The organism is Pseudohoeflea suaedae, assembly GCF_004354915.1.
In the GTDB taxonomy this organism is placed as follows: Bacteria; Pseudomonadota; Alphaproteobacteria; order Rhizobiales; family Rhizobiaceae; genus Pseudohoeflea; species Pseudohoeflea suaedae.
In genome coordinates this window covers 351,726-378,089 of the sequence record NZ_SMSI01000002.1, presented here as the reverse complement: position 1 = coordinate 378,089, position 26,364 = coordinate 351,726, and the positions used below count along the sequence as shown (strand labels likewise).

29 protein-coding genes are annotated in these 26,364 nt (G+C 63.2%); 8 read left to right on the top strand and 21 right to left on the bottom strand.

The window, feature by feature from the left end:
- Positions 1 to 16: 16 nt before the first annotated feature.
- Together E2A64_RS11860 and E2A64_RS11855 are read right to left on the bottom strand one after the other, a co-directional pair.
- The gene (locus tag E2A64_RS11860; protein ID WP_133284692.1) at positions 17 to 1,300 is read right to left on the bottom strand and encodes a D-arabinono-1,4-lactone oxidase; all 1,284 of its coding nucleotides are present in this window, start codon (positions 1,298 to 1,300) and stop codon (positions 17 to 19) included.
- A 17-nt stretch (positions 1,301 to 1,317) separates the two neighbouring features.
- Positions 1,318 to 2,496: an MFS transporter gene (locus E2A64_RS11855; RefSeq protein ID WP_133284691.1), complete on the bottom strand. Its 1,179-nt coding sequence runs from the start codon at positions 2,494 to 2,496 to the stop codon at positions 1,318 to 1,320.
- A gap of 140 nt (positions 2,497 to 2,636) precedes the next feature.
- Here E2A64_RS11855 and E2A64_RS11850 point away from each other — a divergent pair, with 140 nt between their 5' ends.
- The gene (locus E2A64_RS11850) at positions 2,637 to 3,338 is read left to right on the top strand and encodes a TetR/AcrR family transcriptional regulator (protein ID WP_158285754.1); all 702 of its coding nucleotides are present in this window, start codon (positions 2,637 to 2,639) and stop codon (positions 3,336 to 3,338) included.
- Here E2A64_RS11850 and E2A64_RS11845 read toward each other — a convergent pair.
- The 5 genes from E2A64_RS11845 to E2A64_RS11825 form a co-directional block, all read right to left on the bottom strand.
- Positions 3,335 to 3,808 carry a DUF302 domain-containing protein gene (locus tag E2A64_RS11845; RefSeq protein WP_206662443.1) on the bottom strand — a complete coding sequence of 158 codons (474 nt, stop codon included), beginning with the start codon at positions 3,806 to 3,808 and terminating at the stop codon, positions 3,335 to 3,337. The two genes, E2A64_RS11850 and E2A64_RS11845, sit on opposite strands and share 4 nt — an antisense overlap.
- Before the next feature lie 90 nt (positions 3,809 to 3,898).
- Positions 3,899 to 4,387: an Lrp/AsnC family transcriptional regulator gene (locus tag E2A64_RS11840; protein ID WP_133284689.1), complete on the bottom strand. Its 489-nt coding sequence runs from the start codon at positions 4,385 to 4,387 to the stop codon at positions 3,899 to 3,901.
- Positions 4,388 to 4,485: 98 nt separating this feature from the next.
- The gene (locus E2A64_RS11835; RefSeq protein ID WP_428977487.1) at positions 4,486 to 5,121 is read right to left on the bottom strand and encodes a uracil-DNA glycosylase family protein; all 636 of its coding nucleotides are present in this window, start codon (positions 5,119 to 5,121) and stop codon (positions 4,486 to 4,488) included.
- Between the two features lie 21 nt (positions 5,122 to 5,142).
- On the bottom strand, positions 5,143 to 5,754 hold the full coding sequence (locus E2A64_RS11830) for a glutathione S-transferase (protein WP_133284688.1): 612 nt from the start codon (positions 5,752 to 5,754) through the stop codon (positions 5,143 to 5,145).
- A 47-nt stretch (positions 5,755 to 5,801) separates the two neighbouring features.
- The gene (locus tag E2A64_RS11825) at positions 5,802 to 6,281 is read right to left on the bottom strand and encodes a thermonuclease family protein (protein WP_158285753.1); all 480 of its coding nucleotides are present in this window, start codon (positions 6,279 to 6,281) and stop codon (positions 5,802 to 5,804) included.
- 240 nt (positions 6,282 to 6,521) lie between these two features.
- On the opposite strand from E2A64_RS11825, the gene E2A64_RS11820 reads away from it, so the two are divergent.
- Positions 6,522 to 8,060, top strand: a complete 1,539-nt coding sequence (locus E2A64_RS11820; protein WP_133284686.1) for a sensor histidine kinase — start codon at positions 6,522 to 6,524, stop codon at positions 8,058 to 8,060.
- A 22-nt stretch (positions 8,061 to 8,082) separates the two neighbouring features.
- Here the strand turns inward: E2A64_RS11820 and cobT are convergent, their stop codons facing one another.
- On the bottom strand, positions 8,083 to 9,099 hold the full coding sequence (gene cobT / locus E2A64_RS11815; RefSeq protein WP_133284685.1) for a nicotinate-nucleotide--dimethylbenzimidazole phosphoribosyltransferase: 1,017 nt from the start codon (positions 9,097 to 9,099) through the stop codon (positions 8,083 to 8,085).
- A 122-nt stretch (positions 9,100 to 9,221) separates the two neighbouring features.
- On the opposite strand from cobT, the gene E2A64_RS11810 reads away from it, so the two are divergent.
- From E2A64_RS11810 to E2A64_RS11800, 3 genes are read left to right on the top strand one after another with little or no spacing between them, the layout of a single operon-like run.
- On the top strand, positions 9,222 to 10,004 hold the full coding sequence (locus E2A64_RS11810; RefSeq protein ID WP_133284684.1) for an adenosylcobinamide-GDP ribazoletransferase: 783 nt from the start codon (positions 9,222 to 9,224) through the stop codon (positions 10,002 to 10,004).
- A 53-nt stretch (positions 10,005 to 10,057) separates the two neighbouring features.
- The gene (locus E2A64_RS11805) at positions 10,058 to 10,288 is read left to right on the top strand and encodes a DUF1289 domain-containing protein (RefSeq protein ID WP_133285050.1); all 231 of its coding nucleotides are present in this window, start codon (positions 10,058 to 10,060) and stop codon (positions 10,286 to 10,288) included.
- On the top strand, positions 10,285 to 10,992 hold the full coding sequence (locus E2A64_RS11800; RefSeq protein ID WP_133284683.1) for a TIGR02281 family clan AA aspartic protease: 708 nt from the start codon (positions 10,285 to 10,287) through the stop codon (positions 10,990 to 10,992). Before E2A64_RS11805 ends, E2A64_RS11800 begins: the two co-directional genes overlap by 4 nt.
- Before the next feature lie 3 nt (positions 10,993 to 10,995).
- Here the strand turns inward: E2A64_RS11800 and E2A64_RS11795 are convergent, their stop codons facing one another.
- The gene (locus E2A64_RS11795) at positions 10,996 to 11,814 is read right to left on the bottom strand and encodes a sulfite exporter TauE/SafE family protein (RefSeq protein ID WP_133284682.1); all 819 of its coding nucleotides are present in this window, start codon (positions 11,812 to 11,814) and stop codon (positions 10,996 to 10,998) included.
- 287 nt (positions 11,815 to 12,101) lie between these two features.
- Positions 12,102 to 13,169, bottom strand: a complete 1,068-nt coding sequence (locus tag E2A64_RS11790; RefSeq protein ID WP_244598263.1) for an extensin-like domain-containing protein — start codon at positions 13,167 to 13,169, stop codon at positions 12,102 to 12,104.
- Between the two features lie 184 nt (positions 13,170 to 13,353).
- Here E2A64_RS11790 and E2A64_RS11785 point away from each other — a divergent pair, with 184 nt between their 5' ends.
- Positions 13,354 to 13,734, top strand: a complete 381-nt coding sequence (locus E2A64_RS11785; RefSeq protein WP_133284681.1) for an acyl-CoA thioesterase — start codon at positions 13,354 to 13,356, stop codon at positions 13,732 to 13,734.
- A gap of 77 nt (positions 13,735 to 13,811) precedes the next feature.
- On the opposite strand, the gene dusA is transcribed toward E2A64_RS11785, so the two are convergent.
- The 11 genes from dusA to E2A64_RS11730 all read right to left on the bottom strand — a co-directional run bounded on the left by dusA (position 13,812) and on the right by E2A64_RS11730 (position 23,471).
- Positions 13,812 to 14,840 (bottom strand): tRNA dihydrouridine(20/20a) synthase DusA, encoded by a 1,029-nt coding sequence (gene dusA, locus E2A64_RS11780; protein ID WP_428977486.1) that lies wholly within the window; start codon positions 14,838 to 14,840, stop codon positions 13,812 to 13,814.
- Positions 14,841 to 14,971: 131 nt separating this feature from the next.
- The gene (locus E2A64_RS11775) at positions 14,972 to 15,664 is read right to left on the bottom strand and encodes an RES family NAD+ phosphorylase (RefSeq protein WP_133284679.1); all 693 of its coding nucleotides are present in this window, start codon (positions 15,662 to 15,664) and stop codon (positions 14,972 to 14,974) included.
- Positions 15,661 to 16,050: an antitoxin Xre-like helix-turn-helix domain-containing protein gene (locus E2A64_RS11770; RefSeq protein WP_133285048.1), complete on the bottom strand. Its 390-nt coding sequence runs from the start codon at positions 16,048 to 16,050 to the stop codon at positions 15,661 to 15,663. The genes E2A64_RS11775 and E2A64_RS11770 overlap by 4 nt, the downstream gene beginning before the upstream one ends.
- Before the next feature lie 88 nt (positions 16,051 to 16,138).
- Positions 16,139 to 17,224: a molybdenum ABC transporter ATP-binding protein gene (gene modC / locus E2A64_RS11765; protein WP_133284678.1), complete on the bottom strand. Its 1,086-nt coding sequence runs from the start codon at positions 17,222 to 17,224 to the stop codon at positions 16,139 to 16,141.
- A complete protein-coding gene (gene modB, locus E2A64_RS11760; RefSeq protein WP_133284677.1) occupies positions 17,221 to 17,919 on the bottom strand; it encodes a molybdate ABC transporter permease subunit in 699 nt (232 codons plus the stop codon). Before modB ends, modC begins: the two co-directional genes overlap by 4 nt.
- 4 nt (positions 17,920 to 17,923) lie before the next feature.
- Complete coding sequence (gene modA / locus E2A64_RS11755; RefSeq protein WP_133284676.1) at positions 17,924 to 18,691, bottom strand: molybdate ABC transporter substrate-binding protein; 768 nt, start codon at positions 18,689 to 18,691, stop codon at positions 17,924 to 17,926.
- Positions 18,692 to 18,754: 63 nt separating this feature from the next.
- Entirely contained in the window at positions 18,755 to 19,132 is a 378-nt protein-coding gene (locus E2A64_RS11750; protein WP_133284675.1) for a winged helix-turn-helix domain-containing protein, read from the bottom strand.
- Positions 19,133 to 19,201: 69 nt separating this feature from the next.
- The gene (locus tag E2A64_RS11745) at positions 19,202 to 20,287 is read right to left on the bottom strand and encodes an ABC transporter ATP-binding protein (protein ID WP_133284674.1); all 1,086 of its coding nucleotides are present in this window, start codon (positions 20,285 to 20,287) and stop codon (positions 19,202 to 19,204) included.
- 49 nt (positions 20,288 to 20,336) lie between these two features.
- Complete coding sequence (locus E2A64_RS11740; protein ID WP_133284673.1) at positions 20,337 to 21,161, bottom strand: carbohydrate ABC transporter permease; 825 nt, start codon at positions 21,159 to 21,161, stop codon at positions 20,337 to 20,339.
- 1 nt (position 21,162) lies between these two features.
- Complete coding sequence (locus E2A64_RS11735; RefSeq protein ID WP_133284672.1) at positions 21,163 to 22,128, bottom strand: carbohydrate ABC transporter permease; 966 nt, start codon at positions 22,126 to 22,128, stop codon at positions 21,163 to 21,165.
- A 68-nt stretch (positions 22,129 to 22,196) separates the two neighbouring features.
- A complete protein-coding gene (locus E2A64_RS11730) occupies positions 22,197 to 23,471 on the bottom strand; it encodes an ABC transporter substrate-binding protein (protein ID WP_133284671.1) in 1,275 nt (424 codons plus the stop codon).
- A 423-nt stretch (positions 23,472 to 23,894) separates the two neighbouring features.
- Here E2A64_RS11730 and E2A64_RS11725 point away from each other — a divergent pair, with 423 nt between their 5' ends.
- Positions 23,895 to 25,397, top strand: a complete 1,503-nt coding sequence (locus tag E2A64_RS11725) for a CoA-acylating methylmalonate-semialdehyde dehydrogenase (RefSeq protein ID WP_133284670.1) — start codon at positions 23,895 to 23,897, stop codon at positions 25,395 to 25,397.
- A gap of 30 nt (positions 25,398 to 25,427) precedes the next feature.
- Complete coding sequence (gene purU / locus E2A64_RS11720; protein ID WP_133284669.1) at positions 25,428 to 26,312, top strand: formyltetrahydrofolate deformylase; 885 nt, start codon at positions 25,428 to 25,430, stop codon at positions 26,310 to 26,312.
- Positions 26,313 to 26,364: the final 52 nt, after the last annotated feature.

Here is a 26,364-nt window from a genome sequence, read left to right as displayed (position 1 = left end):
TCCGCGCGCTCCCCCATCACTGCAGCCCGAAAATTCCGGAGAGATAGGGCGAGATGAAGCGGTTGTCGGGATCGAGTTCACGCCGCACCTCCATCGCATCGTTCCAGCGCGGATAGATCGCGGCGAAATCGCACGCCTTGAGATTATGCATCTTCCCCCAATGCGGACGCCCGCCATGTTTGCGAAAGATCGGCTCCGCCGCGGAGAAGAATGCGCGCGGATCCTGCCGGGCATCGTGATGGATGGCGATGGAGCAGGTCTTGCGTTGATAGAACGGGCTGAGCCAGAAGTCGTCGGCAGCCACCGCACGCACCTCCATCGGGAAATAGACCTCCGGGAAGCGCTTTTCCGTCAGTTCGATGATCTCGCGCAGCGCTTTCGGCCCCTCATCGAAAGGCAGATGGTATTCCATCTCGTTGAAGCGGGTCACGCGCTCGGAGGTGTAGACCTTCAGCCATTCCTCCACATAGTCCTCATCGGGCAACTTGCCCAGCGCATTGCCGATCAGCTTCCGCCTGAGCCAGGGGAAGGATTTGAGAAGATTGCGCGCAAGCCGCAGCGTCGCGATCCCGTCCTCGTCCTCCTCCGGCGGCCGGGCGGTCGCCGGCGCGTCGGTGATGTCGCTTGCAAGCCGCAGCGCGTGGCCGGAGAACGGGATGAAGTAGAACTCGGCCGAGCGATGGGAGTGATAAAAATTCCCGAAGTCGTCCAGCATGTCACCGATCGGCATGATCGATCGGCGCTTGCGCAACCGGTAGGCCGGCATGTTCCTTATCGTGACTTCGGTCAGCGCACCGAAGGCGCCGAGCGTCACGGCGGAGGCGCGGATCATCTCGCTGTCCCTGCCTTCGGTCAGGATGCGCTCTTCGCCGCGTCCATCGACGAGCTTCACCCCACGCAACTGCGTGTGATAGGCGCCGAGCTCGGGCCCGGTTCCGTGGGTCGCCGTCCCCAGCGCCCCGCCGATCGTCTGCTTGTCGATATCGCCCATATTCGGCAGCCCCTGCCCGACATCGTCGAGACGTCGACACAGATCGCCGAGCGTGGTGCCCGCCCCGACGGTCGCCGTCGAGCTCTCGGCGTCATGGTCGATCAGACCCGAGAACGCCGAAAGGTCCACGATCGTGCCTGAACTGGCGCAAAGAGGCGTGAAGGAATGCCCCGATCCGACGATGCGGACCGGGCCTTCGCCACTCCGCACGATCCCGGAGAGTTGCACGAGCGTTTCCGGCCGGGCGATGGCCTTCGGCTCTGCCTTCACCGAACCGGACCAGTTGCTCCATTCCACGGGTGCATTCATCCGCAAGCCTCCTCCGCCTACATGCGTTGCGGCGCGTGCCCCACAAGCCTGAACATCACGCTCAGGATGACCGAAACAAGGGCGCACAGGCTCGCGAACCAGGCAACCGGCGCCACCGAGGCAGACGCGATGAAGATGCTCGCGAATGCAGGCCCAAGCGCGGCCCCCACCAGTTGCGCCGCCGGCACCAGAAGTGCCGCACTTCGCGTCTCGTCCGCGGCAACCGTCATCCGGATCTGGAACGGCACGACGAAGAGCCAGATGAACCCGGTCGCCATAGCAAGGAACCAGAACAAGACGGTACCGGGATGCTGCGCAATGGCAACAGCGATTGCGATGGCGACGATGCCGGATGCCGTCAGCACCGGCACGAAAGGCAGCCGTCTCTGGATGAGGGTTACGACGATCGCGCCCGCGACCTGCGCAGCGAGACTGACCGAAACCATCAGCGCCGCTGTCTGAGCGTCGATTCCCGCCTCCCCCGCCAAAGGCTCGAGGAAGGCCCATATGGCACCGAGAAACATGTAGAAAAAGACGATCGAGCCGAGGGCGATCAGAGGCGCGGGACGGGTCAGCCCCGACTGGCCGGCAGCTTCGGATTTCGGCAGCGCTCCGTATTCCACCGGCATGAAGACCGTCGCGCCGATGGAGAGAAGGCAGACGAGGGCCAGCGTGACGAACCCACCCTCGGAGCCGGACGGGCCGATGATGAAGAAAGCGAGAAAGGCGGCAAGCAGGCTCTGGGCCAGTGTCTGCATCGAGATGAAATAGCCGCCGTAGCGGCCCGGATGGCGCGAGCGGGCGATCAGCTCCACCGCGAACGCCAGCAACCCGCCCTCCACGAGACCGCTGAGGCCACGATAAAGAATGATCATCTCGGGGACCTGCGACCAGGCCGTCGCGAAATTGCCGGCGGCGGCAAGCGCCAGAAAAAGCGCGGCCTTGGTTCGCAAATGCCGGGTATTGATGAAGAAGGCGGCGATGACCGAGCCGACGCCGATCGAAAGGATCTCGGCTGTGGCTGCGAGCGCCAGCTGATCGAAATCGACGCGTCCCTCGGAGAGAAGAGAACCGAGCAGGACCGGCTGCAGCCCCAGGATAAGGAGCCCTACCGATCCTGCCCACAGCGCCGCCGCTTGCGCTGCAACTCCAGGATGTCCAACCAGCCAATCCGTTTGCGCATCTGATGCGTACATTGGAGTACCGGCTGAGGCCATCTATTCGTCCAAAATCTGACAACCTGTCAGCTTCACGGGAAATTGACTATGAAAACGGCTTATTGTCAACAAGCATGCGCCAAGGGGCCGTACAGTTTTTGGTTGAGGACGGGAATCTGATGGAGCCAACCACAGTTCAAGCCAGGCGTATGCGGCGCAAGCCGAAACAGGCTCGCAGCCAGCACCGGGTCGACGACATACTCAAGGCCGCCATGGAACTGGTGGGAGAAAAGGGAATCGCGGCGCTGACGATGCGGGAGATCGCCAACACCGCCGGAATTCCGCTGGCATCCGTCTACCAGTATTTCCCGAACCGTTCCGCCGTGATTGCCACCCTGTATCAGGAGGTCTCCCGCCAGACCCGCGAGAATGTCGCGGAGAGAGTGGCGAAGGTCCAAGCGCCCGAGCACATTATCGAGGCCGCCTACGACGCGGTCGAGATGTTCTACATGCGGATGCGCGAGAATCCGGCCATCCTCGACCTCATGGTGGCCATCCAGGGCGACAAGACCCTGTTGAACATGGATATCGAGGAAACCAAGAAACAGGCGGACATCTTCAACCAGGGCACCAGGCACCTGATCCAGGAAGAAGACCGGCCGCAATACGAGCGCGCGGCGCGTATCCTCTTTCATCTTGCGGGGGCGACCGTGCGCATCTCGCTCCGGATGGAAGCGGAGGTGGGCGAACGGGTGGTCGAGGACTACAAGATGCTGATCTATTCGCGCCTGAATTCGTTCATCCACACCTGCCCGGCCTTCGAGACCGCGCCGGTGCGCAGCAAGACCGCCAACGCACCGACGAACGAAACCGAGACCTAGAAGCCTTCGGAAGCGGTTGTGACGATCTCGTCGAGGGTCTTGTTGACCTCGTCCCGAACCTCGCCCGATGGCAGCTTGCGGTGGCCGATCGTCACCGTGCCGGGCGTGGAAGCGTCTTCGTAGACGAAGACGACATAGGGACAGTAGGCAATGTCACCGACATCGGCCTCCATTGCCTTACGCGACAGCACCGCCGAACAGAAGGTGAAGAACTCGGCATCCTTGTAAAGCGGCCTTTCCGCACCGACGTCTTCGGCCGTTCGCTTCAGCATGTCGCCGACATAGCCGTGATAATCGACCTTGTAGCCCTTGTTGATGATGGCGTCATGGACGGCCTGGGCGGCATCCTCGAAAGGCACGTCGGTGGTCACGGTGAAGACGTCGTCACCGGCGGCTCTTGCGGCACCCGCCGCGAGCGAAAGCATGGCCGTGACGGCGATAGCCGCTCGGGAAATCGACTTGAGCATCATATGGCCTCCCTGTTGGTCGCGCGCTCCGCGCTTTCAACCAAAATATAGGACGAGCCTTATATAATCCAGCGCGCGCGACGATCGCGTCGCCTACTTGGACGATCCGCTTTCCTTGGACAGCGTCATGTAATCGAGCGGCAGCACGGTCGTGTACTTGATCTGCTCCATCGCGAAGGAGGAGGAAACATCGCGGATCTCGATTTTCGCGATCAGCCGCTTGTAGAACTCGTCATAGGCGGCAATGTCCGGCACAACGACACGCAACAGATAGTCGACGTCGCCGCTCATCCGGTAGAATTCGACGACCTCCGGAAAATCGGAGATCACCTCGGCAAAACGCTTGAGCCATTCCTGAGAGTGCGAATTGGTACGGATCGACACGAAGACCGTGACCTTGGTGTTGACCGCAGCAGGATCGAGAAGCGCCACGCGACCGCGTATGACACCGTCCTCCTCGAGCTTCTGGATACGGCGCCAGCAGGGAGTGGTGGAAAGTCCGACCTTTTTGGCAATATCGGCCACGGCCAGCGTGGCATCTTCCTGAAGCAGGCGCAAAATCTTGCGATCGAGACGATCCATTGAAATTCTCCATGGGTATTCCCTTCTCCACTAGCCTAGCCGGACCGCGCTAACAAAGAAGATTTTTGCCGGAAAATATTCATTGTTGGATTCTGGTTTTATTTCGCTATCAACTCATGCACCCTGCGCCGGAGTTCGGGAAGAAGCTCCGCCTCGAAAAACGGATGACGCTTCAGCCAGCCCGTGTTGCGCCACGAGGGGTGCGGCAGCGGCAGCACCGCCACGCCCTTTTCTGTCGCCGCCAGGATCTCGCGCCAGTTCTCCACCGTTTCGGTCAGCGTCTTCTTTCCGAGCGAGCCCAGATGCCAGGACTGGGCATGGGCGCCGATCGCCAGGACGAGCCGGACCTGCGGCATCTTTGCCATGACCTCATCTCGCCAGGCCGGCGCGCATTCACGCCGCGGAGGCAGGTCGCCGCCCTTGGCGTCCTGGCCAGGAAAGCAGAAGCCCATCGGCACGATGGCGAACTTGTCGAGATCGTAGAAGGCTGCCTCGTCCACGCCCAACCAGCCGCGCAGACGATCGCCGGAGGGATCCGTGAACGGCCGGCCGGACGCGTGAACGCGCGTCCCCGGCGCCTGTCCCGCAATCAGGACCGGGGCCGCGCTCGACGCCTCGCAGACCGGCCGCGGCTCATGCGGCAACCGTCCGGCCGCACCGCCCGCCGGCGTGTCGCGACAGATCCGGCAGGCCCGTATCCGCAGCAGCAGACCTTCAAGTTCATGATCGATGATCGCCACGCCGGGCCGCTCACATCAGGCTTTTGCGCTCGGGCGCGAGGACATCTCGCCATACCAGCGCATGACATTCTTCAGATGCTCCGGCCTCTCGATCCTTGCGGGTTTCATGAAATCGAATGCGACGAGAGCCGTGATGTCGGCCACCGAATAGCTCTCGCCTGCGATGAACGGCCGGTCCGCCAGTTCGCCGTCCATGATCTCCAGGAACTCGATCACCTTCGGGCGGTTGACCGCACCCCATTCGGGCACCTGCGGAACCTCCCACTCCTTCATCGCCGGATGGGTATGACGGAAGGCGGCAGCGACGCTCATGAAGAAGTTGAGCTCCATCCGCCGGTTCCACATCTCGATTGTCGCCTTTTCAAGCGCGGTCCTGCCGAACAGCGACGGCTCGGGATGCAGCTCCTCGAAATAGCGGCAGATCGCAACCGTCTCGGTCAGGATCGTCCCGTCATCGAGTTCGAGAACCGGCAGCCGTTGCAGCGGATTGAGTTCGGTGATCTTCGCGGAACGATGCTCCATGGCTGCCATGTCCACCGGCACCAGATCTATATCGATCCCCTTCTCCGCCAGAAAGATCCTCACACGGCGCGGATTCGGCGCGCGGCCACCATCGTAAAGCTTCATCCCGGATTTCCTCCCAATTGTTCGCGACGCAAAGCGCGGGCTGCGGATCAGACACCCAGAAGCCGCCTGAGGAAACCCGAAAAACCTCCGGCCGGGTGATGATCCGGTTCCTCGCCCCTGCCCTGACCCTTGCGCCAATCCGCCGGCGTCACGAATTCCTGCGCCCAGATTCCCTTGCGTTCCAGGCGCACCTGCGCCTGCTCACGGGAGTAGCCGCCATAGGCGACCGCAAATCCGGATCGCACCATCTCCGCATTCACTGAAATGGTGCCCGCCTCGCAGTCTGCAAGGTCCCGGCCGTAGCGATCTCTACCCGAAAGGCGGCAGCGGAAATGTCCGGCTTGCGCAAGGCGCTGCAATTTCGCCCTCGCCATCTGCCCGCACGGCGTGGACGAAGCGGGCGGCCCGCAGGTCTGGTCGAATTCCGGAGCATCGATCCCGCGAAGACGCAGTTCCCGACCGTCCAGCTCGACGCTGTCACCGTCGATGACGCGGGGCACGCCTTCGATCCTCTCCCCCAGGTGCATCCCGACCCACTCCACCAGGCCTGCGAACAGAAAAATCAAGCAGAGCGCGACACAGACGTCACGGATTCGAAAGCCGCCACGAACGTGTTTTCTTCGCCATTTTCTCGACCTGATACCCAACCCCATCAGAGCGTTCTTCCCGGCAAGACGGATATCGCCGATAGGCGCATAATTTGCCCGCGCCGCAAACAGCTTCTTAAGCATTGAGCCTTAGGGTGACCATGTAATTTGTAACGATTTATGCACCATCTGATGAGCAAGAGCGCGGATAAGATCATTGTCGATCTCACCCGGACGCACAAGAATGCGGCCGTGGTGAAGACCGTGCGCGTGGCCCGCGACAAGCTGCAGAACGGCCGCACCGTTTCGCACGCCTACGACCGCGAAATGATGATCATGCATATCAACGCGGTCCTGCAGAACGCCGCCGCGCCGCCCTTCCTCGTCATCATGACCGCCCTCACGGGCCTCTATTTCGACGCGGCCCTCGACCTTCTGATCTGGGCGTTCGGCACCTTGTGCGCCTATGCCGTCCTTCTTCTGGCGGCCCGCCGCGCGGCAAAGCAGTTCAACGACGAGAAGCTGGTTCCACGCTGGCGCGGACGCTTTCTCCTGGCCTATTTCGTCATCGGCATCTGCTGGGCGATCTTCTCGCTGCGCGAATGCCAGGCCTGTACGGGGGTCACTTTCGACTTCTACACCGCGACGGTCCTCGTCATCGCCATTGCTGCCACCGCCATGGCGACCTTCACCCTCCGTCACGCGCTGCTTGCGATCTTCACGCCCAGTTTCCTGGCGCTCTCATACCAGACGATAGACGATCCGAGCCCGCAGAACGTCTCCATCCTGGCGATGTTCGGGGCCGCCTCGGCGATGTTCCTGTTCGTCTCTCAGCGTCTGCGCAGCGCCAACGTCAAGATGCTGGGTTTCCAGACGGAGAAGGACAGCCTGATCGCCGAACTGGAAGTGGCCAAATCCGTCTCCGACGAGGCGCGTCGGCGCGCGGAGGAATCCAACCTCGCCAAGTCCCGCTTCCTGGCCTCCATGAGCCACGAACTCCGAACGCCGCTGAATGCCATTCTCGGCTTCTCGGAAGTCATGTCCGGCGAGGTTCTGGGGCCCATGGATAACCCGACCTACAAGGAATATGTCGACGACATCCACCGGTCGGGCCAGCACCTGTTGAACCTGATCAACGAAATTCTCGACCTGTCGCGCATCGAGGCTGGCCGTTACGAGCTCAACGAGACGACGCTCTCCCTGTGCGACCTGGCTTCCGACTGCATCGGGCTTATCCGCATGAAGGCGCGGCAGAAGAACATCCGCATCAACGAGACGTTCGAACCGCAGATGCCCACGCTCTGGGTCGACGAGAAGTCGATGCGGCAGGTCATCCTCAATCTGATTTCCAATGCCTTAAAATTCACGCCCGTCGGCGGCGAGATCAACGTCAAGGTCGGCTGGACCGCCGGCGGAGGCCAGTATATCGCGGTCTGCGACAACGGCCCCGGAATTTCCGAGGAGGAAATCCCCATCGTGCTTTCCGCCTTCGGTCAGGGCTCGATTGCCATCAAGAGCGCCGAACAGGGGACCGGCCTCGGCCTGCCGATCGTGCAGGCCATTCTTGCCAAGCATGGCGGCGAATTCGTCCTGAAATCGAAGCTTCGGGAAGGCACCGAAGCGATCGCCATCCTGCCTGCCCATCGCGTGATCGCCGGCATGGAAGCCGTGGAAGGCGTCGGCAACACCGAGCGGAAGAAGCGCCAGGCTTTCGCCTGACGCCACTCAGTCGGATTTCGGTTCAATCCGCGGCGGAGACGCCGGCCTGAGCGAATGTCGCCATGCCGGAGTGGCACAGCGCCGCAGCCTTGACGATCCCCGCAGCCAGCGCCGCACCGGTGCCCTCGCCCAGGCGCATGCCGAGCGCCAGGATCGGCGTCTTTCCGAATTTCTCGATCACCTTGATGTGGCCCGGCTCGGCCGAGACGTGCCCGATCATGCAATGATCGAGCGCCCGGGGATTGGCGGCATGCAGCACTGCTGCAGCCGCGGTTGCCACATAGCCGTCGATCAGCACCGGAATGCGCTGGGCGCGCGCCGCCAGAATGGCACCGGCCATGGCGGCAACCTCGCGGCCGCCGAGACGGCGCAGCACTTCCAGGGGATCGCTCAGATGCGGCTTGTGCAGCGCCACGGCCTTTTCGACCGCCGCGATCTTGCGCTCCAGCACCTCGCCTTGCGAACCGGTCCCGGGCCCGACCCAATCCTTCGCTTCACCGCCATAGAGAGCGCAGAAGATCGCTGCCGCGATCGTGGTATTGCCGATTCCCATCTCGCCGATGCAGAGCAGGTCGGTCCCGCCGGCCACGGCTTCCATGCCGAAAGCCATGGTGGCGGCACAGCTGCGCTCGTCGAGCGCGGCCTCGACCGTGATGTCCCCGGTCGGGATGTCGAGTGCGAGATCGAAGATCTTCAGGCCCAGATCGTTGGCGATGCAGATCTGGTTGATGGCCGCGCCGCCGGCGGCGAAATTGTCGACCATCTGCTTGGTGACGGATGCGGGGAACGGCGTGACACCCTGTTTGGTCACCCCATGGTTGCCGGCAAAGATCGCCACCAGCGGACGGTTCACGGCGGGCGGACGGCCCGACCAAGCCGCAAGCCAGAAGGCGATCTCCTCGAGACGTCCAAGCGCGCCGGCAGGCTTCGTCAACTGCGAATCGCGCTCGCGGGCAGCGACGAGCTGCGCCGTATCGGCCTCCGGCAAGTTGTTGAGAAGTTCCCGAAAATCGTCGAATGGCAGGCCGCTGGCGCTCATGTCTGGTCCTTTTCATCTGTGCCGCATGACGCGCGGCTTCGTCGGGTGTAAAGATCGAATCGAGAGATTTCAATCACGCCCGCGCCTGCCACGGGCCCCGTTACGACATCGGTGCGCCGACCATGGATTTTCGCGACATTCCCGCAGAGACCACGCGCTCGATTGCATTCCTGAGCCGCATCCCGGTTGCAAATTCGATGTTCGGCCCGGCCCCCTGGAAAATCAGCGGTGCCGTTGGTGTCTTCCCCCTGGCGGGCATCATCATAACCCTCCCCGCTGCCCTTCTGGCCGCCTTGCTGAGCTGGTTCGGCATCCCCGCGGCGCTGATCGCGCTTCTCACGCTCGTCACCATGGTGCTGATCACCGGCGCGCTTCACGAGGACGGCCTCGCCGATTGCGCCGATGCCTTTGGTGCAGGCGGCCAGCGCAGCCGGATTCTCGACATTCTCAAGGACAGCCGCATCGGCGCCTATGGCACGCTCGCCATGATCTTCTCGATCGGGCTCAGGGCCGTGGCGCTCACTGTCTTGATCGCCGTCGGCCCGCCGCTCGCCATGGCGGCCACGCTTCTCTCGGCTGCCGCGTTGAGCCGTGCCCTCATGGTCTGGCACTGGCGCAGGCTGCCCGCCGCGCGCACGGACGGCGTCTCGGCGGGAGCCGGCCGTCCCGCGCCTCAATCGGCCTGGATGGCCCTCGCCATCGGCATCGGCACGGCGCTTGTGCTTCCGGTCACCCAGGCCGGTTTTCTCGCGGCGTTCGTCGCCGTGCTGTTCGCGGTTCTGGCAACCGACCTGTGGACGCGCTATGTGGATGGAAAGCTCGCCGGGCAGACGGGCGACACGATCGGTGCGGCCCAGCAGATTGCCGAGACGGTTTTTCTGGTCACACTTGTATCCGTGCTGTAACGGGACGACATGGAAGACGCAGCGCAAGCGAACCCGAGGGGCCACCTGAAGGAATCATGAGCATCGAAAGCCCCTGCATCCTGATCTGCTCGATCGACGAGAAGACCGGCTACTGCTTCGGCTGCGGGCGCACCACCGCCGAAATCGCCGGCTGGCTCAGCTTCACGCCCGAGGAACGCCGCACCGTGATGACCGGACTGCCCGCGCGTCTCGAACAGGTCGAACGCAAGCCGCGTCGGCAGACACGGCGCAGCCGGCTCGCCGCCGGAAGGTCCGAACAATGAGGTCAGGCGGCGGACTGGTTCTCGTTCTCGGCATTCTCGCCGGGGCGCTCGTCCTCCTGATCGTCAATCACGATACCGGGCGTACCTTCTCGATGCCCAATGACGACTTCGCTTCGCTCGCCTATCTCGGGGTGATCGGCGCGGTGCTCGCTGCCGGCATCGTCGGCTCGCACCGCCATATCGGCGAATTGATCCGCAACCTGTTCCTGTGGGGCGTCATCATTCTGGCCCTTGTCGCGGGCTGGACCTGGCGCGATCAGATCTTCGACCTCGGCGGCGAACTGGTGGCCAGCATCGATCCCGCGCGTCCCGTTGTCCTGACCGCCGGCGAACATCCGGAAATCGCGCTGAAGAAATCGCTCAACGGCCATTTCATTACCGATGCGAGCGTCAACGGCAGTTCCGTCCGCTTCATGGTCGACACCGGCGCAACCACGATCGCTCTGACCTATGACGATGCGATCGACGTCGGCATCGACCCTGAAACGCTGCAGTTCATTCAGCCGATCATGACTGCCAACGGCACGACGATGGCCGCATCCGTTCGTCTCGACCGCGTCGAGATCGGGCCGATCGTCCGGCGGGATCTGCGAGCCACCGTGGCCGCCGAGGGCAAGCTGGAACAGAGCCTTCTGGGCATGAACTTCATCTCCTCGCTCACCTCCTTCGAGATGCGCAAGAACGAGGTCATCCTGCGGGATTGATCCTCAGGCGAGACTGACGAAGAAACGCGCCGCGACCACCAGCATGAAGATGCCGAAAGCGATTTCCATCTGACGCTTGCTCATCGCGTGCGCCGCGTTGACGCCGAGCGGAGCGCAGATCAGCGTCAGCGGGATCACCAGCGCCACTGTCAGCCAGTTCACGAAGCCGGTCGAGAACGGCGGCAGGCCTGTCTCTCCCCATCCGGCCCAGACATATCCTATGAGCCCCGGCACCGAGATCAGCACGCCCACGCCGGCCGAAGTCGCCACCGCCTGATGAACCGGACGGCCGAACATCGTCATGAAGGTATTGTTGAGCACGCCGCCGCCAATTCCCATCAGCGCCGACAGCATGCCGATAAAGGCGCCGACCATTGCGCGCCAGGGATTCCCCGGCAGATCGGCGCCCAATCGCCAGTTCTCGCGGTTGAGCAGCATCCTGATGCCGAGCACCACCGCGATACAGGCAAAAATCGTCCTGAGGCCCGCGCTGGAGATGGCTGCGACGATAAGGCTTGCCACGACGACGCCGACCGGAACCGCGATCACCCACTGCCGGAGCAGATCCATGTCGACCGCACCGCGCTTCTTGTGCGCGAGGAACGAGCGGATGGAGGTGGGCACGATGATCGCCAGCGACGTGCCGACCGCCACATGCATGCGCACTGCCTCCGGGACCCCGACCAGACCGAACATCTGGTAGAAGACCGGCACGAGGATCGCCCCGCCGCCTATGCCGAACAGACCGGCGAGAAAGCCTGAGACCGAACCGGCAACGACCAGCGCGAGGCCGAACCAGATGAGTTCCTGAACTGGGGGCATGGAGAACCTGGGGAGTGCAAGTGTGAACGCGGGGTGACAGTTTCCACAGCGCTAGCCCTTTCGAGCTGGAAAGAAAAGGCTTCCGTCACGATCCTGTAACATCGACGCCTCATCTTCGCGCCCGGATGGACGTCGCTTTCCACCCCGATCGCGCGCTATCCTGCCCGCCGGTGCCGCAGTCCCGAAACCACCGGTGCGCCCCGAAGACCGTCAGAGTCCCCCTCTCCGTCTTCGGTCTAGGCCGGCCCCCTGCCGGCCATTTTTTTGCCTGGCGTGCGCCGGACCGACTATCGGCCCATGTTGCAGTATTTCCGGCCGGACTTCCGGTCTCGCAGGTCGAAATGGAAATGATCGGCGTGCTGACGGTTGGTGCCCGGCCCCAGCACCGTGTTGAAATACTTGCACGAATCCGATCGCACATTGGTCAGCAGGCTCTTTTCGCGGAAGGCGAAGAACCCGGGTTTGCGGACGTCGATGAGTTTGCCGCTATTGAGCGTGATCGACCCGATGTCGATGGCATTGCCGACGGCATGTTCCGACATGGGCGGGTTCTTGTCGTTGTTGTTCATTCGCCGGCAGGAATAGGACGACATCTGCTGGATCGAGGAAATACCGGTGAGGTAGCGTGCCCGGGTGGAGGGCGCGAGATCGTTCTTGACCCACTGCGCGAAGGCGAGCGTGATCTGGCAATTGAGCGTCGCGGCAGGCTTGATGGTTATGCCACCCGACAGCTGCTTGAGCTTGACCGGATGGGCGATACCGCAGGAGCGGCCATTGCCGACGGCGGGAATGTCCTCGTACACCACGCCCAGACGCTTCAACTGCTGACGGCAGTTGCGCTCGGAAACCGGCATGCCGCCGGCCCATTGCGGCTTGGCGATCGGATCCTCGATGCGCGGGATATAGGCCACCCGCTCCTCGCGGATGGGCTCGGGCTGCGCCTGCACCAGAGGTTCGGCACTGACCATGGGCTCGGCCTGAACCAGCGGCTCGGCCTCATCGGGAACGCGAAGATAGCCTTCCGGCGCTCCAAGCTGCTGAGCGGCCTGAACCTCTTCCTCTTCAGCCAGCGAAAATGGCCGCGACCCGTCCTGATAGCCCGAAAGCTGCTCGACGGTCCGCATGGATCCCATCTGCGGAGGCGTATCGGCGGGCGCCATCATGTATCCTGCAGGCGCCAGCGGCTCGACCATGGCGAGCGGTGCCGGCGACGGCGAGAGGGACGGCACCTCGGCCGGAGGCACCGGATCGCCGCTGCAGCCGGCAAGAAGTGCCGAGGCTACGGCAAGCGCGAAGCTTCCCCTCACGAGAGCATGGCGATGAAACGAATGATGGTGCTGGCCCCGACGCGACACAATTCCGGCCTCCTGACATGTCCAAGGGATCGTTTACCATGCCAACAGTAAAGGAAGGCTGAGCAAGCGCGTTAGGGCCTGAGGCCATTTTACGGCAGAGCTTTCGATCTGGAAAAATAGCGCGCCCGCTTCATTTGGCGGCCGAGCCGGTCTAAGAATCCCGCTCCAAAGGAAAGGATGTCCCATGACCGAACCCGCCGGCGATCTCACGCTCAGAACCCTTGCCATGCCCGGAGACGCCAACGCGGCAGGTGATATTTTCGGCGGATGGGTCATGGCCCAGATGGACCTTGCCTGCGGCATCCGCGCCGCCGAGCGGGCCCGTGGCCGGGTGGTGACCGCGGCCGTCAACGAGATGTCCTTCGCCATGCCGGTCAAGATCGGCGACACGCTGTGCATCTACACCGACATCGTCAAGATCGGCACCACATCGATGACCTTGAAGGTGGAGGCCTGGGCGCAGCGCTATCTCCAGCCCATGCGGGAAAAGGTCACTCATGCCATGTTCGTGATGGTGGCACTCGACGGGAACGGCAAGCCGACGCCGCTTCCGCCCGAAGAGTGAGTTCGCGCGTCCGGATCCGGAACGGCCGTCGGGATTTCGATGCAGCCTTCTGGATGCGGTGGATGCGAGCGGCAGCCTCAGGCGGCAGCAACGAGCGCGGACAGATCGACCTCGTCGAACGCCTTCGCGATGACTTCCGGCCCGGCCTCCGGCCGTGTCGCTTCGCTGGACAGGATCTGGCGGTAGCGCCGTGCACCGGGAATGCCCTGAAACAGTCCCACCATGTGCCGCGTGACATGACCGAGCCGTCCGCCGGATGCGATATGCCGGGCGGCATAATCCATCATCGTGTCACGGATATTCGCCCAGTCGACCGGTTTTGACGGATCGGCAAAAATTCGCGCATCGACGTCTGCGAGCAGGCTGGCATTGTGATAGGCGGCGCGGCCCAGCATGACGCCATCCATGTGACCAAGCTGCTCCACCGCTTGATTCAGATCGCCAATTCCACCGTTTATCCCGATGAAAAGATTCGGATAATCGGCCTTGAGGCGATGCACGCGATCATAATCGAGCGGCGGGATATCGCGGTTCTCCTTTGGCGAAAGACCCTGCAGCCACGCCTTGCGCGCATGCACCCAGATCCCGTCTACGCCGGCATCGACAACCTTCGCCGCGAGCTCGGAGAGCGCGATCTCGGGATCCTGATCGTCGACCCCGATCCGGCATTTGACCGTGACCGGCAGATCGGTCGCCGCCTTCATCGCCGCGACGCAGCGCGCCACGAGATCCGGATCGCGCATCAGGCACGCGCCGAAAGTGCCCGACTGCACACGGTCCGAAGGGCAGCCGACATTCATGTTGATCTCGTCATAGCCGAAACCGGTACCGATGCGCGCGGCCTCTGCCATCTTGTCCGGCACCGAACCGCCAAGCTGAAGCGCAACCGGATGCTCGGCATCGTCAAAGCCAAGAAGCCGCTGGCGATCGCCGTTGATCGCGGCCTCATCGACGATCATCTCGGTATACAACAGCGCATGCCGCGTCAGCTGCCGGTGAAGATACCGGCAGTGGCGATCAGTCCAGTCGATCATGGGCGCAACGGCGAATGCGCTTTTCTGGTTACAGGTCAATTGCGGCTCGTCAGGGCTACTGGCGCTGGAAATTCGAAAAAGGAGGCAGAGGCGCTTCTAGCATCACTCCGCCGGGGATGCACATAGGTCAGGAGCAGCGATTGCGAAACCCCTGCCCAGCACCATGACCGGGCGGCGCGGTGCATTCTTTCCACAAGCGGCCTTCAAAGCGCCTTGAGCGAATAGTCCGGCGTCCCGTCCCATGTGAACACCCAGCTCGCGCCCGGGCGGACATTCTGGACGATCCCCGGATCGAAGGCGACGAAGCATCGTCCGCCCCGGTGACGGACGGACGGATAGATCAGGCCCCGATGCCCTTCGCCCCGCAGGCTCCGCGCGAGCGCCTGCCCGGCGGGATAACCGGTAGCCGGATCGGCGATGAGCGCCGGATGCTGGGGCTCATCGCCCAGATCGGGAAAATCGCCTATGAAATCGGCCAGCAGCTCGACATAGCGCGCCTCGTCCTCATAGCGCCCGATATAGCCAAGCTCCCGGGTGCGATGGAAACCCACCTCAGCGGCGGCGGTGAGCGAATCCCAGGCCGCATACCAGGCACCCCGGTCGCCGGAATTGAAGCGGTTGCCGGTTGCGCGCGTATAGGTGAAGGCGGCATTGATGTGGCTCTGCCCGTAGAGCTTGAGATCGTTGGCACGCCGCGCGAAGGCCAGTTCGCGGCGATCGAGGCCCGGACCGCCTTCCCGCTCGGCAATCATGCGCGCGCTCGTTCGCCCCTCGAGTTCCGCAAGGATGTCGAGTTCCTCGTCACTATCGACGAGGCCACGCAGGATGGGCGGCTTGTGATGGGTTTCGGAAATCAGCCTGACCAGTCCGCGCTCGTTGATCGCGAAAATTCTCAAGCCCCACCCCTCAGCGCATCCACATAGGCGCGCACGCGCATGATCTTCGGCAGTCCGCCCGCAATCATCGCATCGACGGGTCGCGCGCCCTCGAATTCGGGCCCGGTATTGGCCAGCCTCACCCATTCGGATGCGATGGGCGGATTGAAATAGAGTTCGAGTGACTTGTAGAGGCCGGTGAGCGCGCTCAGCCGCAGGAGCTGGTCATGGGTGAGATCACCGGAAAATTCGGGCTTCCGGGCACGTTTCCAGGTGGATTCCGACATGTCGGCCAACGCCGCAGCTTCGCGCCCCGTGAGCGACCATGCGTCGGCGATGCGGCTGAAAGCCTTCAGCGCAACGGCCTTGATATCGGAGGGAGACCGCTCCCTGACGAGATTGTCCATACTCAAGAGCCCAGTCCTTCTTCACTCGAAAGATAGGCTCAAATGATCCGATATTCAAGACCATATGAATTCGTTGCAGCCGAAAGGGTCAGATCTCGCCGACGCTCTCCCGGGCGATCGAGACGGCCTTGAGAATGGCGTGAACGCTGCGCCCCGGCGCAAGATCGAGGGCCGAAGCGGATCTGCGGGTGATACGGGCGAGAATAATCTCGTCACCGGCTTCGAGCCGAACCAGCGCACCGGGGCCCTCGCCCTCCCGGATATCGCGCACCCGCGCGGGAAGCACGTTGAGCGCGGAGATGCCGGAGGGCTTGTCCGTTGCGAGCATGACGTCCTGCGCGAGCAGGCGCACGCGCACCATCGTGCCCGGCGGGCCATTGACCGCGGGCAGGAGGAGCGGTCCGGCCGACGTCGACAGCCGGGTCAGCCCGTCCGCTTCTTGCGCCTCGATGCGCGCCGTCAGAACCGCACCCGCCTCACGCAGCCCGAGCGCATGGGCCGCGCCGGGATCGGAGAACACCTCGGCCGCCGCGCCGATCGCCGCCACCCGTCCGTCTTCAACCAGCACCACCGTGGTCGCAAGGCGCGCGACTTCCGCGGGCGAATGACTGACATAGAGGATCGGCAGACCGGTCTCGTCGCGCAGCCGCTCGAAATAGGGCAGGATTTCCGCCTTGCGGGCCTCGTCGAGCGCGGCCAGCGGCTCGTCCATCAGCAGGAGCCGCGGCTTCGACAGGATCGCACGACCGAGCGCCACCCGGCTCTTCTCTCCGCCCGAAAGCTTCGAGGGCCGCCGGTCGAGAAGCGTCCCGATGCCCAGAAGCCCGACGATCCGGTCGAACTCCCGTTCGTCCTGCAGGCCCGCGAACCTTGCGCCATAGATGAGGTTCGAACGCACGCTCAGATGGGGAAACAGCCGGGGTTCCTGGAACACGTAGCCGATCCGTCTTTTGTGCGGCGGGACAAACAGACCGGCATTGATATCGGTCAGCGTCACGCCGTCGACGGACACGATCCCGGCATCCGGTTTCAGAAGTCCTGCCACTGCATTGACCATGGTGGTCTTGCCCGATCCGGAGCGTCCGTAGAGCGCCGTCACGCCCGCCGGTGCCTCGAAGTCGACATCGAGACGGAACGTCCCGAAGCGATGCTTGAGCGAGACGGCGAGGCTCATGCGCCGCCCACCCGCCGCGCCACCATGCGGCCGATCCATTCGGAGAGAAGCAGCGCCCCCATGGCGATGACGACGGCAATCACCACCAGCCGGCCGACCGCGGCCTCTCCCCCGGGCACCTGCAACAGCGCGTAGATCGCCGAGGGCATGGTCTGCGTCTGGCCGGGGATGCTGGAGACGAAGGTGATGGTTGCGCCGAACTCGCCCATCGCCTTGGCAAAGGCGAGAACCGATCCGGCGAGAATGCCCGGCAGGATGAGCGGCAGTGTGATCGTTGCGAAAACCCATGGCCGCGAAGCCCCGAGCGTGCTGGCCGCCGCCTCCAGTTTCGGGTCCACGGCCTCGATGGTGAGCCGGATCGCCCGCACCATCAGCGGAAACGCCATGATGGCGGCCGCGAGCGCCGCCCCGGTCCAGCGGAAGGCGAAGACGAGGCCGAACCAGCCGTCGAGAAATCCCCCGATCCAGCCTGTCCGCCCGAAGGTCAGGAGCAGCAGATAGCCGGTAACGACGGGCGGAAGCACCAGCGGCAGGTGAACGAGCCCGTTGAGCAGACCATGCCCCGGAAATCGCCAGCGGGCGAGCGCATAGGCGACGAATATGCCGAGCGGCAGACTGAAGAGCGTGGCCACGAGTGAGACGCGCAGGGAGAGCGCCACCGCCTGCCATTCCTCGGGGGTCAGCCAGTCCGTCATCCGCTCAGTCCAGCATCCTGAAGCCCTGCGCCTCGAATGATGCGCGCGCCGCTTCGCCGGACAGCGCCTGGTAGAAGGCTTCATCCGCGGCGGCGTCCGCGCCCCTCAGGAGCGCGGCAGGATAAATGATCGGAGGATGGGTATTCTCGGGAAAGGTGCCGGCGATCGTGACGTTTTCATCGGCCGCCGCATCGGTCGCGTAGACAATCCCGTAGGGCGCCTCGCCCACCGAGACGAGCCGCAGCGCGGCCCGCACATTGTCGGCCTGCGCGACGGAGGGCGCAACCTGTCCCCAAATGCCCAGCGCTTCGAGCGCCGCCTTGCCGTACTGCCCGGCCGGCACGGAATCCACCAGCGCCATGGCGAGCTTGCCCTCTCCCAGGAGACCCGCCAGATCGAAATCCCCGGCGATGTCGACCTGTCCCGCATCACGCCCATGGGCAATCAGCACCAGCGAATTGCCGAGAAGATCGCGGCGCCGGCCGTCCTTCACGAGACCGGATTTCTCGACCTCGTCCATCCATCCGGAATTGGCGGATATGAAGATGTCGGCGGGCGCACCCTGCATGATCTGCCGCGCCAGCTGGCTGGAACCGGCATAGGAGATGGTCACCGTATTGCCGGTTTCAGTTTCCCATTTGGCGGCAAAGTCGTCGAGTGCCGTTTTCATCGAGGCGGCGGCGAAGACCACGACCTCTTCGGCATGGGCCGGCGCGAGCGAAAGGACCGGAACGGCAAGGCCGGCCAGCAGGCGGAGGACTGAAAGGCGCATGGGAACTCCTGAAGCGATATGTACGGCCGGAAATATTGCAAGCAGGCTCCATGGAAGCAAGCGTTATTTTCCGTCGGACATATCGATGAGCATCGCCTGCAGGGCGGCGATCTCGTCGGCCGCCTCCCGCGCAGTGATCTCGCCGATCCTTCGATAATGGGCGAGCACCGCCTCCCCCGCCTCGGTCAGCGATGCACCGCCGCCCTTCGTTCCGCCCCGGCTTGAATCGACGAGCGGCTGGCGGTAGCTGCGGTTCATCTCCTCGACCAGGCTCCAGGCGCGCTTGTAGCTCATCTTCATCGCACGGCCTGCCGCCGCGATGGAGCCTGTAGCACGGATATGCTCCAGAAGATCAGCCTTGCCGGGGCCGAGCATCACGTCGTCGCCGAAGAAGATACGCAGCCGAAGCCGGGGCTCGCTCAAAGAAATTTCGTCACTCATTGCCCGACTATTCCACGAGCGGAACCCATCGGGCAAGAAAGCAGCCCAAAGGACTGAATCGATTCCTGTTTACAAGGCCACGGCCTTGCCGTCGGCATCGAAGAGACGAACCACGTCCGGATTGGCCGACAGCTCGATGCGGGCGCCGCGCTCGACCTCCAGATGACCCGGAAGCTTGGCGACCAGCGGCTCGTCGGAGCCCGGCCGCTCGACATAGACGAGCTGGCTTTCGCCGAGGCGCTCGACCAGTGTCACCAGCCCTTCGAAGACAGGCTGCCCCTCGCCCGAAATGGTGAGATCCTCGGGACGCACGCCGAACTGGATCGGCCCGTCGCCCACCACCTTGCCGGCTCCCGGCAAATACATCCTGCGCCCGCCTTCGGGCTCCACGACCAGCGCCTCGCCGTCGCGGGTCGCCCGCGCCGCCACGATGTTCATCGAGGGCGAACCGATGAACTGCGCGACAAACAGGTTTGCCGGCGTGTGGTAGAGCTCCATGGGCGTTCCCACCTGCTCGACATAGCCCGCGCGCAGCACCACGATCCGGTCGGCGAGCGTCATCGCCTCCACCTGGTCATGTGTCACGTAGATCATGGTGGTGTCGGCCATGCGCTCCTTCAGCCGCGCGATCTCGATCCGGGTCTGCACCCGCAAAGCGGCATCGAGGTTGGACAAGGGCTCGTCGAAGAGGAAGACACGCGGATCGCGCACGATCGCCCGCCCGATCGCCACGCGCTGGCGCTGCCCGCCGGAGAGCTGCTTGGGCAAACGGTCGAGATAGGGCGTGATCTGCAGGATTTCCGCGGCCTGCCGGACCCGCTTTTCGATCTCCGCCTTGCCGCCACCGCCGAGCTTCATGCCGAAGGCCATGTTGTCGTAGACCGTCATGTGCGGATAGAGCGCATAGGACTGGAAGACCATGGCGATCCCGCGCTCGGCGGGCGACTTGTGGTTGACCACCTGCCCGTCGAATTCGAGCGTGCCGCCGGAAATGTCCTCGAGGCCCGCGATCAGGCGCAGAAGCGTGGACTTGCCGCATCCGGACGGGCCGACAAAGACCACGAACTCGCCTCCCCTGATCTCGAGATCGATACCGTGAAGCACTTCGAGACTGCCGAAAGACTTGCGTATATCGGTGAGTTTCAGTTCCGCCATCCCGAACTCCTTCCGCGCCCTCGGCGCACTAGACGTGTTGCGGCCCGCATCATCCCTTCACCCCGCCTGCCGTCAGCCCGGCCACGATCTTGCGCTGGAAGATCAGCACGAGGACGATGAGCGGCACGGTCACGATCACCGAGGCCGCCATGATCGGCCCCCAGGGGATCTCCTGCTCCGAGGCGCCCGACAGAAGCGCGATCGCCACCGGAACGGTGCGCGTGTCGTTGTTCGACACGAAGGTGAGTGCGAAGAGAAATTCGTTCCACGCCGCGATGAAGGCCAGGAGCCCCGTCGTCACCAGCGCCGGCCACATCAGGGGCATAAAGACCCTGGTCACGATGGCCCAGGAATTGGCGCCATCGACGATGGCTGCCTCCTCGAGCTCGACGGGAAGATCGCGCATGAAGGTCGTCAGCACCCACACGGTGAAGGGCAGCGTGAAGATCATGTAGGCGAGCACCAGCGACCAGAGCGTGTTGTAGATCCCCAGCGCCCGGATCATCTCGAACAAGCCGGCCAGAACCGCGATCTGCGGGAACATCGAGACAGAGAGAATGGTGAGAAGCAGGAGCTTGCGCCCCCGGAACCGGACACGCGCAAGGGCGAAGGAGGCCGTGATCGCGAGAAACAGCGAGATCACCACGACCACCGACGACACGAACAGCGAGTTCAGGATGTTGAGCGGGAACGACCCTTGCGTCATCACCAGCCGGTAGTTCTCCCAGGAGAAGTATTTCGGCCAGTAGTCGACCTGGAAGATCGCCGTGCCGGATTTGAAGCTGGTCAGGATGGCATAGTAGAACGGGAATACCGACACCACGACGATGATGATGACAAGGGCGTAGAAGCCGATCGACTTGAGGATGTTCATCCTAACGCCCTCCCTCGAGATCGACGCGCGCGATCTTCAGATAGACGATCGTGATGACCCCGATCACCAGGAACAGGAGCGTCGATGCGGCCGATCCGTAAGCGAACTTGTCGAACTGGAAGAGGTTTTCCTGCGCGAACACGCTCATGGTCTTGGTCTGGGAATTGTTGGGCGTCAGCACGTAGATGAGGTCGAAGACGCGCAGCGCATCGAGCGCCCGGAAAATCACGGCCACCGCAAGTGCCGGCTTGATCAGGGGCAGCGTGACCCTGAAGAACACCTTGACCGGATTGATGCCGTCGATCTTTGCCGCTTCGTAGATGTCCTGCGGGATCATCTGCAGTCCCGCCAGGATCAGGAGCGCCATGAACGGCGTGGTCTTCCAGATGTCGACGATCAGGACGGCGATCATCGCGGTGTCGGCCGAGGCGGTCCAGGCAATCGGCTGCGAGATCACACCGATATGCAGGAAGAGGTCGTTGAGGATGCCGAACTGGTCGTTCATCATCCAGGCCCACATCTTGGCCGAGACGATGGTGGGTATGGCCCACGGGATCAGCACCGCGGCACGCACGAAGCCCCTGCCCTTGAATTCCGCATGCAGAACCAGGGCTACGATGGTGCCGAAGATCGTTTCGAAGAAGACCGAGACCAGGGAGAAGAAGACGGTGTTGTAGACCGCCTGCCACCAGTCGGGATCGGCGAGCAGCCCGTACCATTCGCCGTCGCCATCGCCGTAATCCACCCATTCGAGGTAATTGTTGAAGCCGATGAAATCGGCCGACGACAGCGCGTCGAGCGAAGCGTCGGTAAAGCCGAACCAGATGGTCTTGAGAAGCGGCCAGCCGGCGACGAAGGCCAGCACCAGAAGCATCGGCGCCAAGAAGATCCAGGACGACCGGATCCGTTCCGCCTTCAGGTTCGACCGGCGGCTCCTTGCGGCCGTCGCGGTATCGCTCGCTGCCATCGCCCTTCCTCCCCGGCTATGGACCTCACCCGCCGGAGAATACCGGCGGGTGACTTGTCAAAGGGAGATCACTCCCAGCCGGAACCCTTCAGGCGTTTCAGCTTGGCTTCGAGTTTCTTGAAGTTGGCTTCCGTATCGCCATTGCCCGACAGCGAGTCGTGCACGGCGGTCCAGAATTCCTTGGAAACCTCGTTGTAGTCCTTCTTCGTCGGGGCCGACGGACGCGGCACCGCATTGAGGAAGATCTCCTTCCAGCTCGGAATGATCGGCTGCGCGGCCGCCACGTCGGGGTCGTCATAGAGCGCCTCGATCGTCGGCAGGCGGGAGAGTTCCGTCGCACGCCGCTTCTGGCTTTCCTCCGACGCCAGGAACAGCGCCAGCCCGATCGCCTCGTCCGGATGTTTCGAATATTTCGAAACCGCCAGGTTCCAGCCCCCGAGCGTTGCCGCGGAGCCGTCCCCGCCCGAAGGCAGCGGCGCCACGTCGAATTTGCCCTTCACGGCGGAATCGTCGCTGTTCGACAGCGAATAGGCATAGGGCCAGTTGCGCATGAAGGCCGCGCTTCCGGTCTGCCAGACGCCGCGCGCATCCTCCTCCTTGTAGCCGAGCACGCCTTCGGGGGAGATCGTGCCGATCCACGACTTGGCCGTGTTGATCGCCTTGATGGCATCCGGGTTGTTGATGGAGATCGTCCCGTCGGCTTCCACGATCTGGCCGCCGCCATGGCTCTTCACCCATTCGAGTGCGTCGCAGGTCAGCCCTTCATAGGCAGCCCCCTGGAAGACGAAACCATGGAAATCGCCGTTCCCCGCCTCGCGCTCCTTGTCCTGCACCATCTGAGCGGTGGCGGTCAGCTCCTCCCAGGTCTTCGGCGGTTCGGCGCCATATTTCTCCAGCAGGTCCTTGCGATAATAGAGCGCGGGCGCGTCGGTGAACATGGGAATGGCGACGAGCTTGCCGTCCACCGTCTGGCTTTCGATGATCGAGGGGAAGTGAGCGCCTGCCACGTCCTTGGCCGCTTCGGTCAGGTCGAGAAGATGGTTGGCGAGCTGCGGCGCCCAGATCACGTCGGTGCGGTAGACATCGATATCGGCGTTTCCGGCGGACAGCCACAACCGGTACTGGCCGAACTGGTCCGTGGTGGACTGCGGCATTTCCACGATCTTCACCGTGTTGCCCGTCTCCTTCTCGTAGCGGTCGAGATTCGAGCGCAGCATCTTGATGTCGTCGCCGACGGCCCCTGAAACGATGGCGAGATCGACGGCGAGAGCCGATCCCGTGAAGAGCCCCGTGACGAGCATTGTGCCGACCGCAAGTGCTGCCGGACCATAGCCAAGCTTCATAGCTGTTTCCTCCCTTCAGCTTTGGGCTTCCCGATCCGCAGGCCGGCGGTCTGCATTCTGGTTATTCGCACCGACCGACGATGGTAAAGCCGCCTGACGCAAGCGTAGGGGAGTGCTTTGATCGCGGCAACTCCGTTTTATTCCAATTCTCTTGCGCGATGCAGCAACTTAAATCTAAGCGACTACTTACCCCTCATTAAAGGCCGTAAAATTAAACTGAAAAGCACCCATTAAAGGCGGGTTGCATCGCAACATCGAAACACGAAATCTCGAGAATGATTACGGGTTGATTTCACGTCATCTCACCGGAAACCGGCGCCCCTCTTCCCGTGGCCCGTCTATCCCGCTCCGGTTTGCTGCAACGCACCGATTGCCTTTGGCTATTTGCCGTGCCACACCGGACGCCCGAGAAAGGATTTCACCATGCAAACGATCACGCACTTCATCAATGGCCGCCAGGACAAGGGCACCGCCGACCGCAGCCAACCCGTCTTCAATCCCGCGACCGGGAAAGCCGAGAAGGAAGTGATCCTCGCGACCACGCAGGACGTCGACAGCGCCGTGGCAGCCGCCAAGGCTGCCTTCCCGGAATGGTCGAAGACCCCGCCGCTGCGCCGTGCCCGCATCCTCGACCGGTTCAAGATGATGATCTGGGATCGCATGGACGAAATCGCGGCCGCCGTGACCGCCGAACACGGCAAGACCTTCGACGATGCCAAGGGCGAAGTCACACGCGCGCTCGAAGTGGTCGAGTTCGCGACTGCCGCTCCCACCTTTCTCAAGAGCGAGTTTTCCGAGAACGTCGGCACCGGCGTCGACAGCTTCAACGTCCGCCAGGCGCTCGGCGTCGTGGCCGGGATCACGCCCTTCAACTTCCCGGCCATGGTGCCGATGTGGATGTTCCCCGTCGCCCTTGCCTGCGGCAACACCTTTGTCCTCAAGCCCTCCGAGCGCGACCCTTCCGCCTCGCTTCTGATCGCCGAATGGCTCAAGGAAGCCGGCCTTCCGGATGGCGTCTTCAACGTGGTTCAGGGCGACAAGGTGGCGGTCGACGCGCTGCTCGAACACCCCGACGTCAAGGCGATCTCCTTTGTCGGCTCGACCCCGATCGCCAAGTACATCTACACCACCGGCACCGCCAATGGTAAGCGCGTCCAGGCGCTTGGCGGCGCCAAGAACCACATGGTCATCATGCCCGATGCCGACATGGACATGGCCGCCAGCGCCCTCATGGGCGCGGCCTACGGCTCGGCCGGCGAGCGGTGCATGGCCATCTCCGTCGCGGTACCGGTCGGTGAGAAGACCGCGGATGCACTCGTCAGCAAGCTCAAGCCGATGGTCGAGAAGCTCAAGGTCGGCCCCGGCATGGACAGCGACAGCGAAATGGGCCCGCTCGTCACCCGCGCCCATCTCGACAAGGTCCGCTCCTATGTCGACGCCGGTGTCGAGGCAGGCGCCGATCTCGTCGTTGACGGCCGCGGCTACAAGGTCGACAAACAGGGCTACGAGGACGGCTTTTTCCTCGGCGCGTCGCTTTTCGACAACGTGACGCCGGATATGTCCATCTATCGGGACGAAATTTTTGGTCCTGTATTGTCAGTCGTACGGCGCGACAGCTATCAGGACGCCGTCGACCTGATCCACGGGCACGAATATGCGAACGGAACTGCCATCTTTACCCGCGACGGCGACACCGCCCGGGCATTCCAGCAGGACATCGAGGTCGGCATGGTCGGCGTCAATGTGCCGATCCCCGTTCCCATGGCCTTCCACTCGTTCGGCGGCTGGAAAGCCTCGCTCTTCGGCGACCACGCAATGCACGGGATGGAGGGCGTCCGCTTCTTCACCCGCATCAAGACCACGACCCAGCGCTGGCCGACCGGGCAGCGTACAGACCCCGAATTCAAGATGCCCACGCTCGGATGACACGACGCCGCGGCATTTCAGGAGAATGCCATGGCATCATATGTGCTGACCGTCGCCTGCGAATCCACCCGCGGGATCATCGCCGCCATCTCGACATATCTGGCCGAGATGAAATGCAACATCACCGACTCCTCGCAGTTCGATGATGCTGTGACAGGGGCCTTCTTCATGCGCGTCTCCTTCGATTCCGAAGGCGGCGTGCTGAAGGACGAGCTTGCCGAAAAATTCGGGCCGATTGCCGAACAGTTCGGCATGGAAGCCGAGTTCCATGACCTGTCGGTCCGCCCGAAGGTGGTGATCATGGTGTCCCGCTTCGGCCACTGCCTCAACGACATCCTCTATCGCTGGCGCATCGGCGCACTGAAGATCGACATCGTTGCGGTGGTCTCCAACCACCTCGATTACCAGAAGGTCGTCGTCAATCACGATCTGCCCTTCTACCATGTGCCCGTCAGCAAGGAGAACAAGGCCTCCGCCGAAGCGCGCATGATGGAAATCGTCGAGGATACCAATGCGGACCTGATCGTCCTTGCCCGCTACATGCAGGTTCTCTCCAACGAGATCTGCCGCAAGATGTCGGGACGGATCATCAACATCCACCACTCCTTCCTGCCCTCGTTCAAGGGCGCCAATCCCTACAAGCAGGCCTATGAGCGCGGCGTGAAGCTGATTGGTGCGACGGCCCACTACGTGACGGCCGATCTCGACGAGGGCCCGATCATCGAGCAGGAAACCGCGCGCGTGACCCATGCCCAGTCGGCCGCCGACTATGTCACGATCGGCCGCGACGTCGAGAGCCAGGTGCTGGCCCGCGCCATCCTTGCCCACGCACAGCAGCGCACCTTCGTCAACGGTGACCGCGTTATCGTCTTCCCGCCCAGCCCGGGCGCCTATGCATCCGATCGGATGGGGTGAGGAGCGACCCCGCAACGAAGGCCACAGCCATCGCAGAGCGCCGGACGGACAG

Bases quoted from the DNA above. Each gene is read 5' to 3' on its own strand.
- E2A64_RS11860 (WP_133284692.1), bottom strand. From the start codon at position 1,300: ATGAATGCACCCGTGGAATGGAGCAACTGGTCCGGTTCGGTGAAGGCA.
- E2A64_RS11855 (WP_133284691.1), bottom strand. From the start codon at position 2,496: ATGTACGCATCAGATGCGCAAACGGATTGGCTGGTTGGACATCCTGGA.
- E2A64_RS11850 (WP_158285754.1), top strand. From the start codon at position 2,637: ATGGAGCCAACCACAGTTCAAGCCAGGCGTATGCGGCGCAAGCCGAAA.
- E2A64_RS11845 (WP_206662443.1), bottom strand. From the start codon at position 3,808: ATGATGCTCAAGTCGATTTCCCGAGCGGCTATCGCCGTCACGGCCATG.
- E2A64_RS11840 (WP_133284689.1), bottom strand. From the start codon at position 4,387: ATGGATCGTCTCGATCGCAAGATTTTGCGCCTGCTTCAGGAAGATGCC.
- E2A64_RS11830 (WP_133284688.1), bottom strand. From the start codon at position 5,754: ATGAAGCTTTACGATGGTGGCCGCGCGCCGAATCCGCGCCGTGTGAGG.
- E2A64_RS11825 (WP_158285753.1), bottom strand. From the start codon at position 6,281: ATGCACCTGGGGGAGAGGATCGAAGGCGTGCCCCGCGTCATCGACGGT.
- E2A64_RS11820 (WP_133284686.1), top strand. From the start codon at position 6,522: ATGCACCATCTGATGAGCAAGAGCGCGGATAAGATCATTGTCGATCTC.
- cobT (WP_133284685.1), bottom strand. From the start codon at position 9,099: ATGAGCGCCAGCGGCCTGCCATTCGACGATTTTCGGGAACTTCTCAAC.
- E2A64_RS11810 (WP_133284684.1), top strand. From the start codon at position 9,222: ATGGATTTTCGCGACATTCCCGCAGAGACCACGCGCTCGATTGCATTC.
- E2A64_RS11800 (WP_133284683.1), top strand. From the start codon at position 10,285: ATGAGGTCAGGCGGCGGACTGGTTCTCGTTCTCGGCATTCTCGCCGGG.
- E2A64_RS11795 (WP_133284682.1), bottom strand. From the start codon at position 11,814: ATGCCCCCAGTTCAGGAACTCATCTGGTTCGGCCTCGCGCTGGTCGTT.
- E2A64_RS11785 (WP_133284681.1), top strand. From the start codon at position 13,354: ATGACCGAACCCGCCGGCGATCTCACGCTCAGAACCCTTGCCATGCCC.
- E2A64_RS11770 (WP_133285048.1), bottom strand. From the start codon at position 16,050: ATGGACAATCTCGTCAGGGAGCGGTCTCCCTCCGATATCAAGGCCGTT.
- modC (WP_133284678.1), bottom strand. From the start codon at position 17,224: ATGAGCCTCGCCGTCTCGCTCAAGCATCGCTTCGGGACGTTCCGTCTC.
- modB (WP_133284677.1), bottom strand. From the start codon at position 17,919: ATGACGGACTGGCTGACCCCCGAGGAATGGCAGGCGGTGGCGCTCTCC.
- modA (WP_133284676.1), bottom strand. From the start codon at position 18,691: ATGCGCCTTTCAGTCCTCCGCCTGCTGGCCGGCCTTGCCGTTCCGGTC.
- E2A64_RS11750 (WP_133284675.1), bottom strand. From the start codon at position 19,132: ATGAGTGACGAAATTTCTTTGAGCGAGCCCCGGCTTCGGCTGCGTATC.
- E2A64_RS11745 (WP_133284674.1), bottom strand. From the start codon at position 20,287: ATGGCGGAACTGAAACTCACCGATATACGCAAGTCTTTCGGCAGTCTC.
- E2A64_RS11740 (WP_133284673.1), bottom strand. From the start codon at position 21,161: ATGAACATCCTCAAGTCGATCGGCTTCTACGCCCTTGTCATCATCATC.
- E2A64_RS11735 (WP_133284672.1), bottom strand. From the start codon at position 22,128: ATGGCAGCGAGCGATACCGCGACGGCCGCAAGGAGCCGCCGGTCGAAC.
- E2A64_RS11730 (WP_133284671.1), bottom strand. From the start codon at position 23,471: ATGAAGCTTGGCTATGGTCCGGCAGCACTTGCGGTCGGCACAATGCTC.
- E2A64_RS11725 (WP_133284670.1), top strand. From the start codon at position 23,895: ATGCAAACGATCACGCACTTCATCAATGGCCGCCAGGACAAGGGCACC.
- purU (WP_133284669.1), top strand. From the start codon at position 25,428: ATGGCATCATATGTGCTGACCGTCGCCTGCGAATCCACCCGCGGGATC.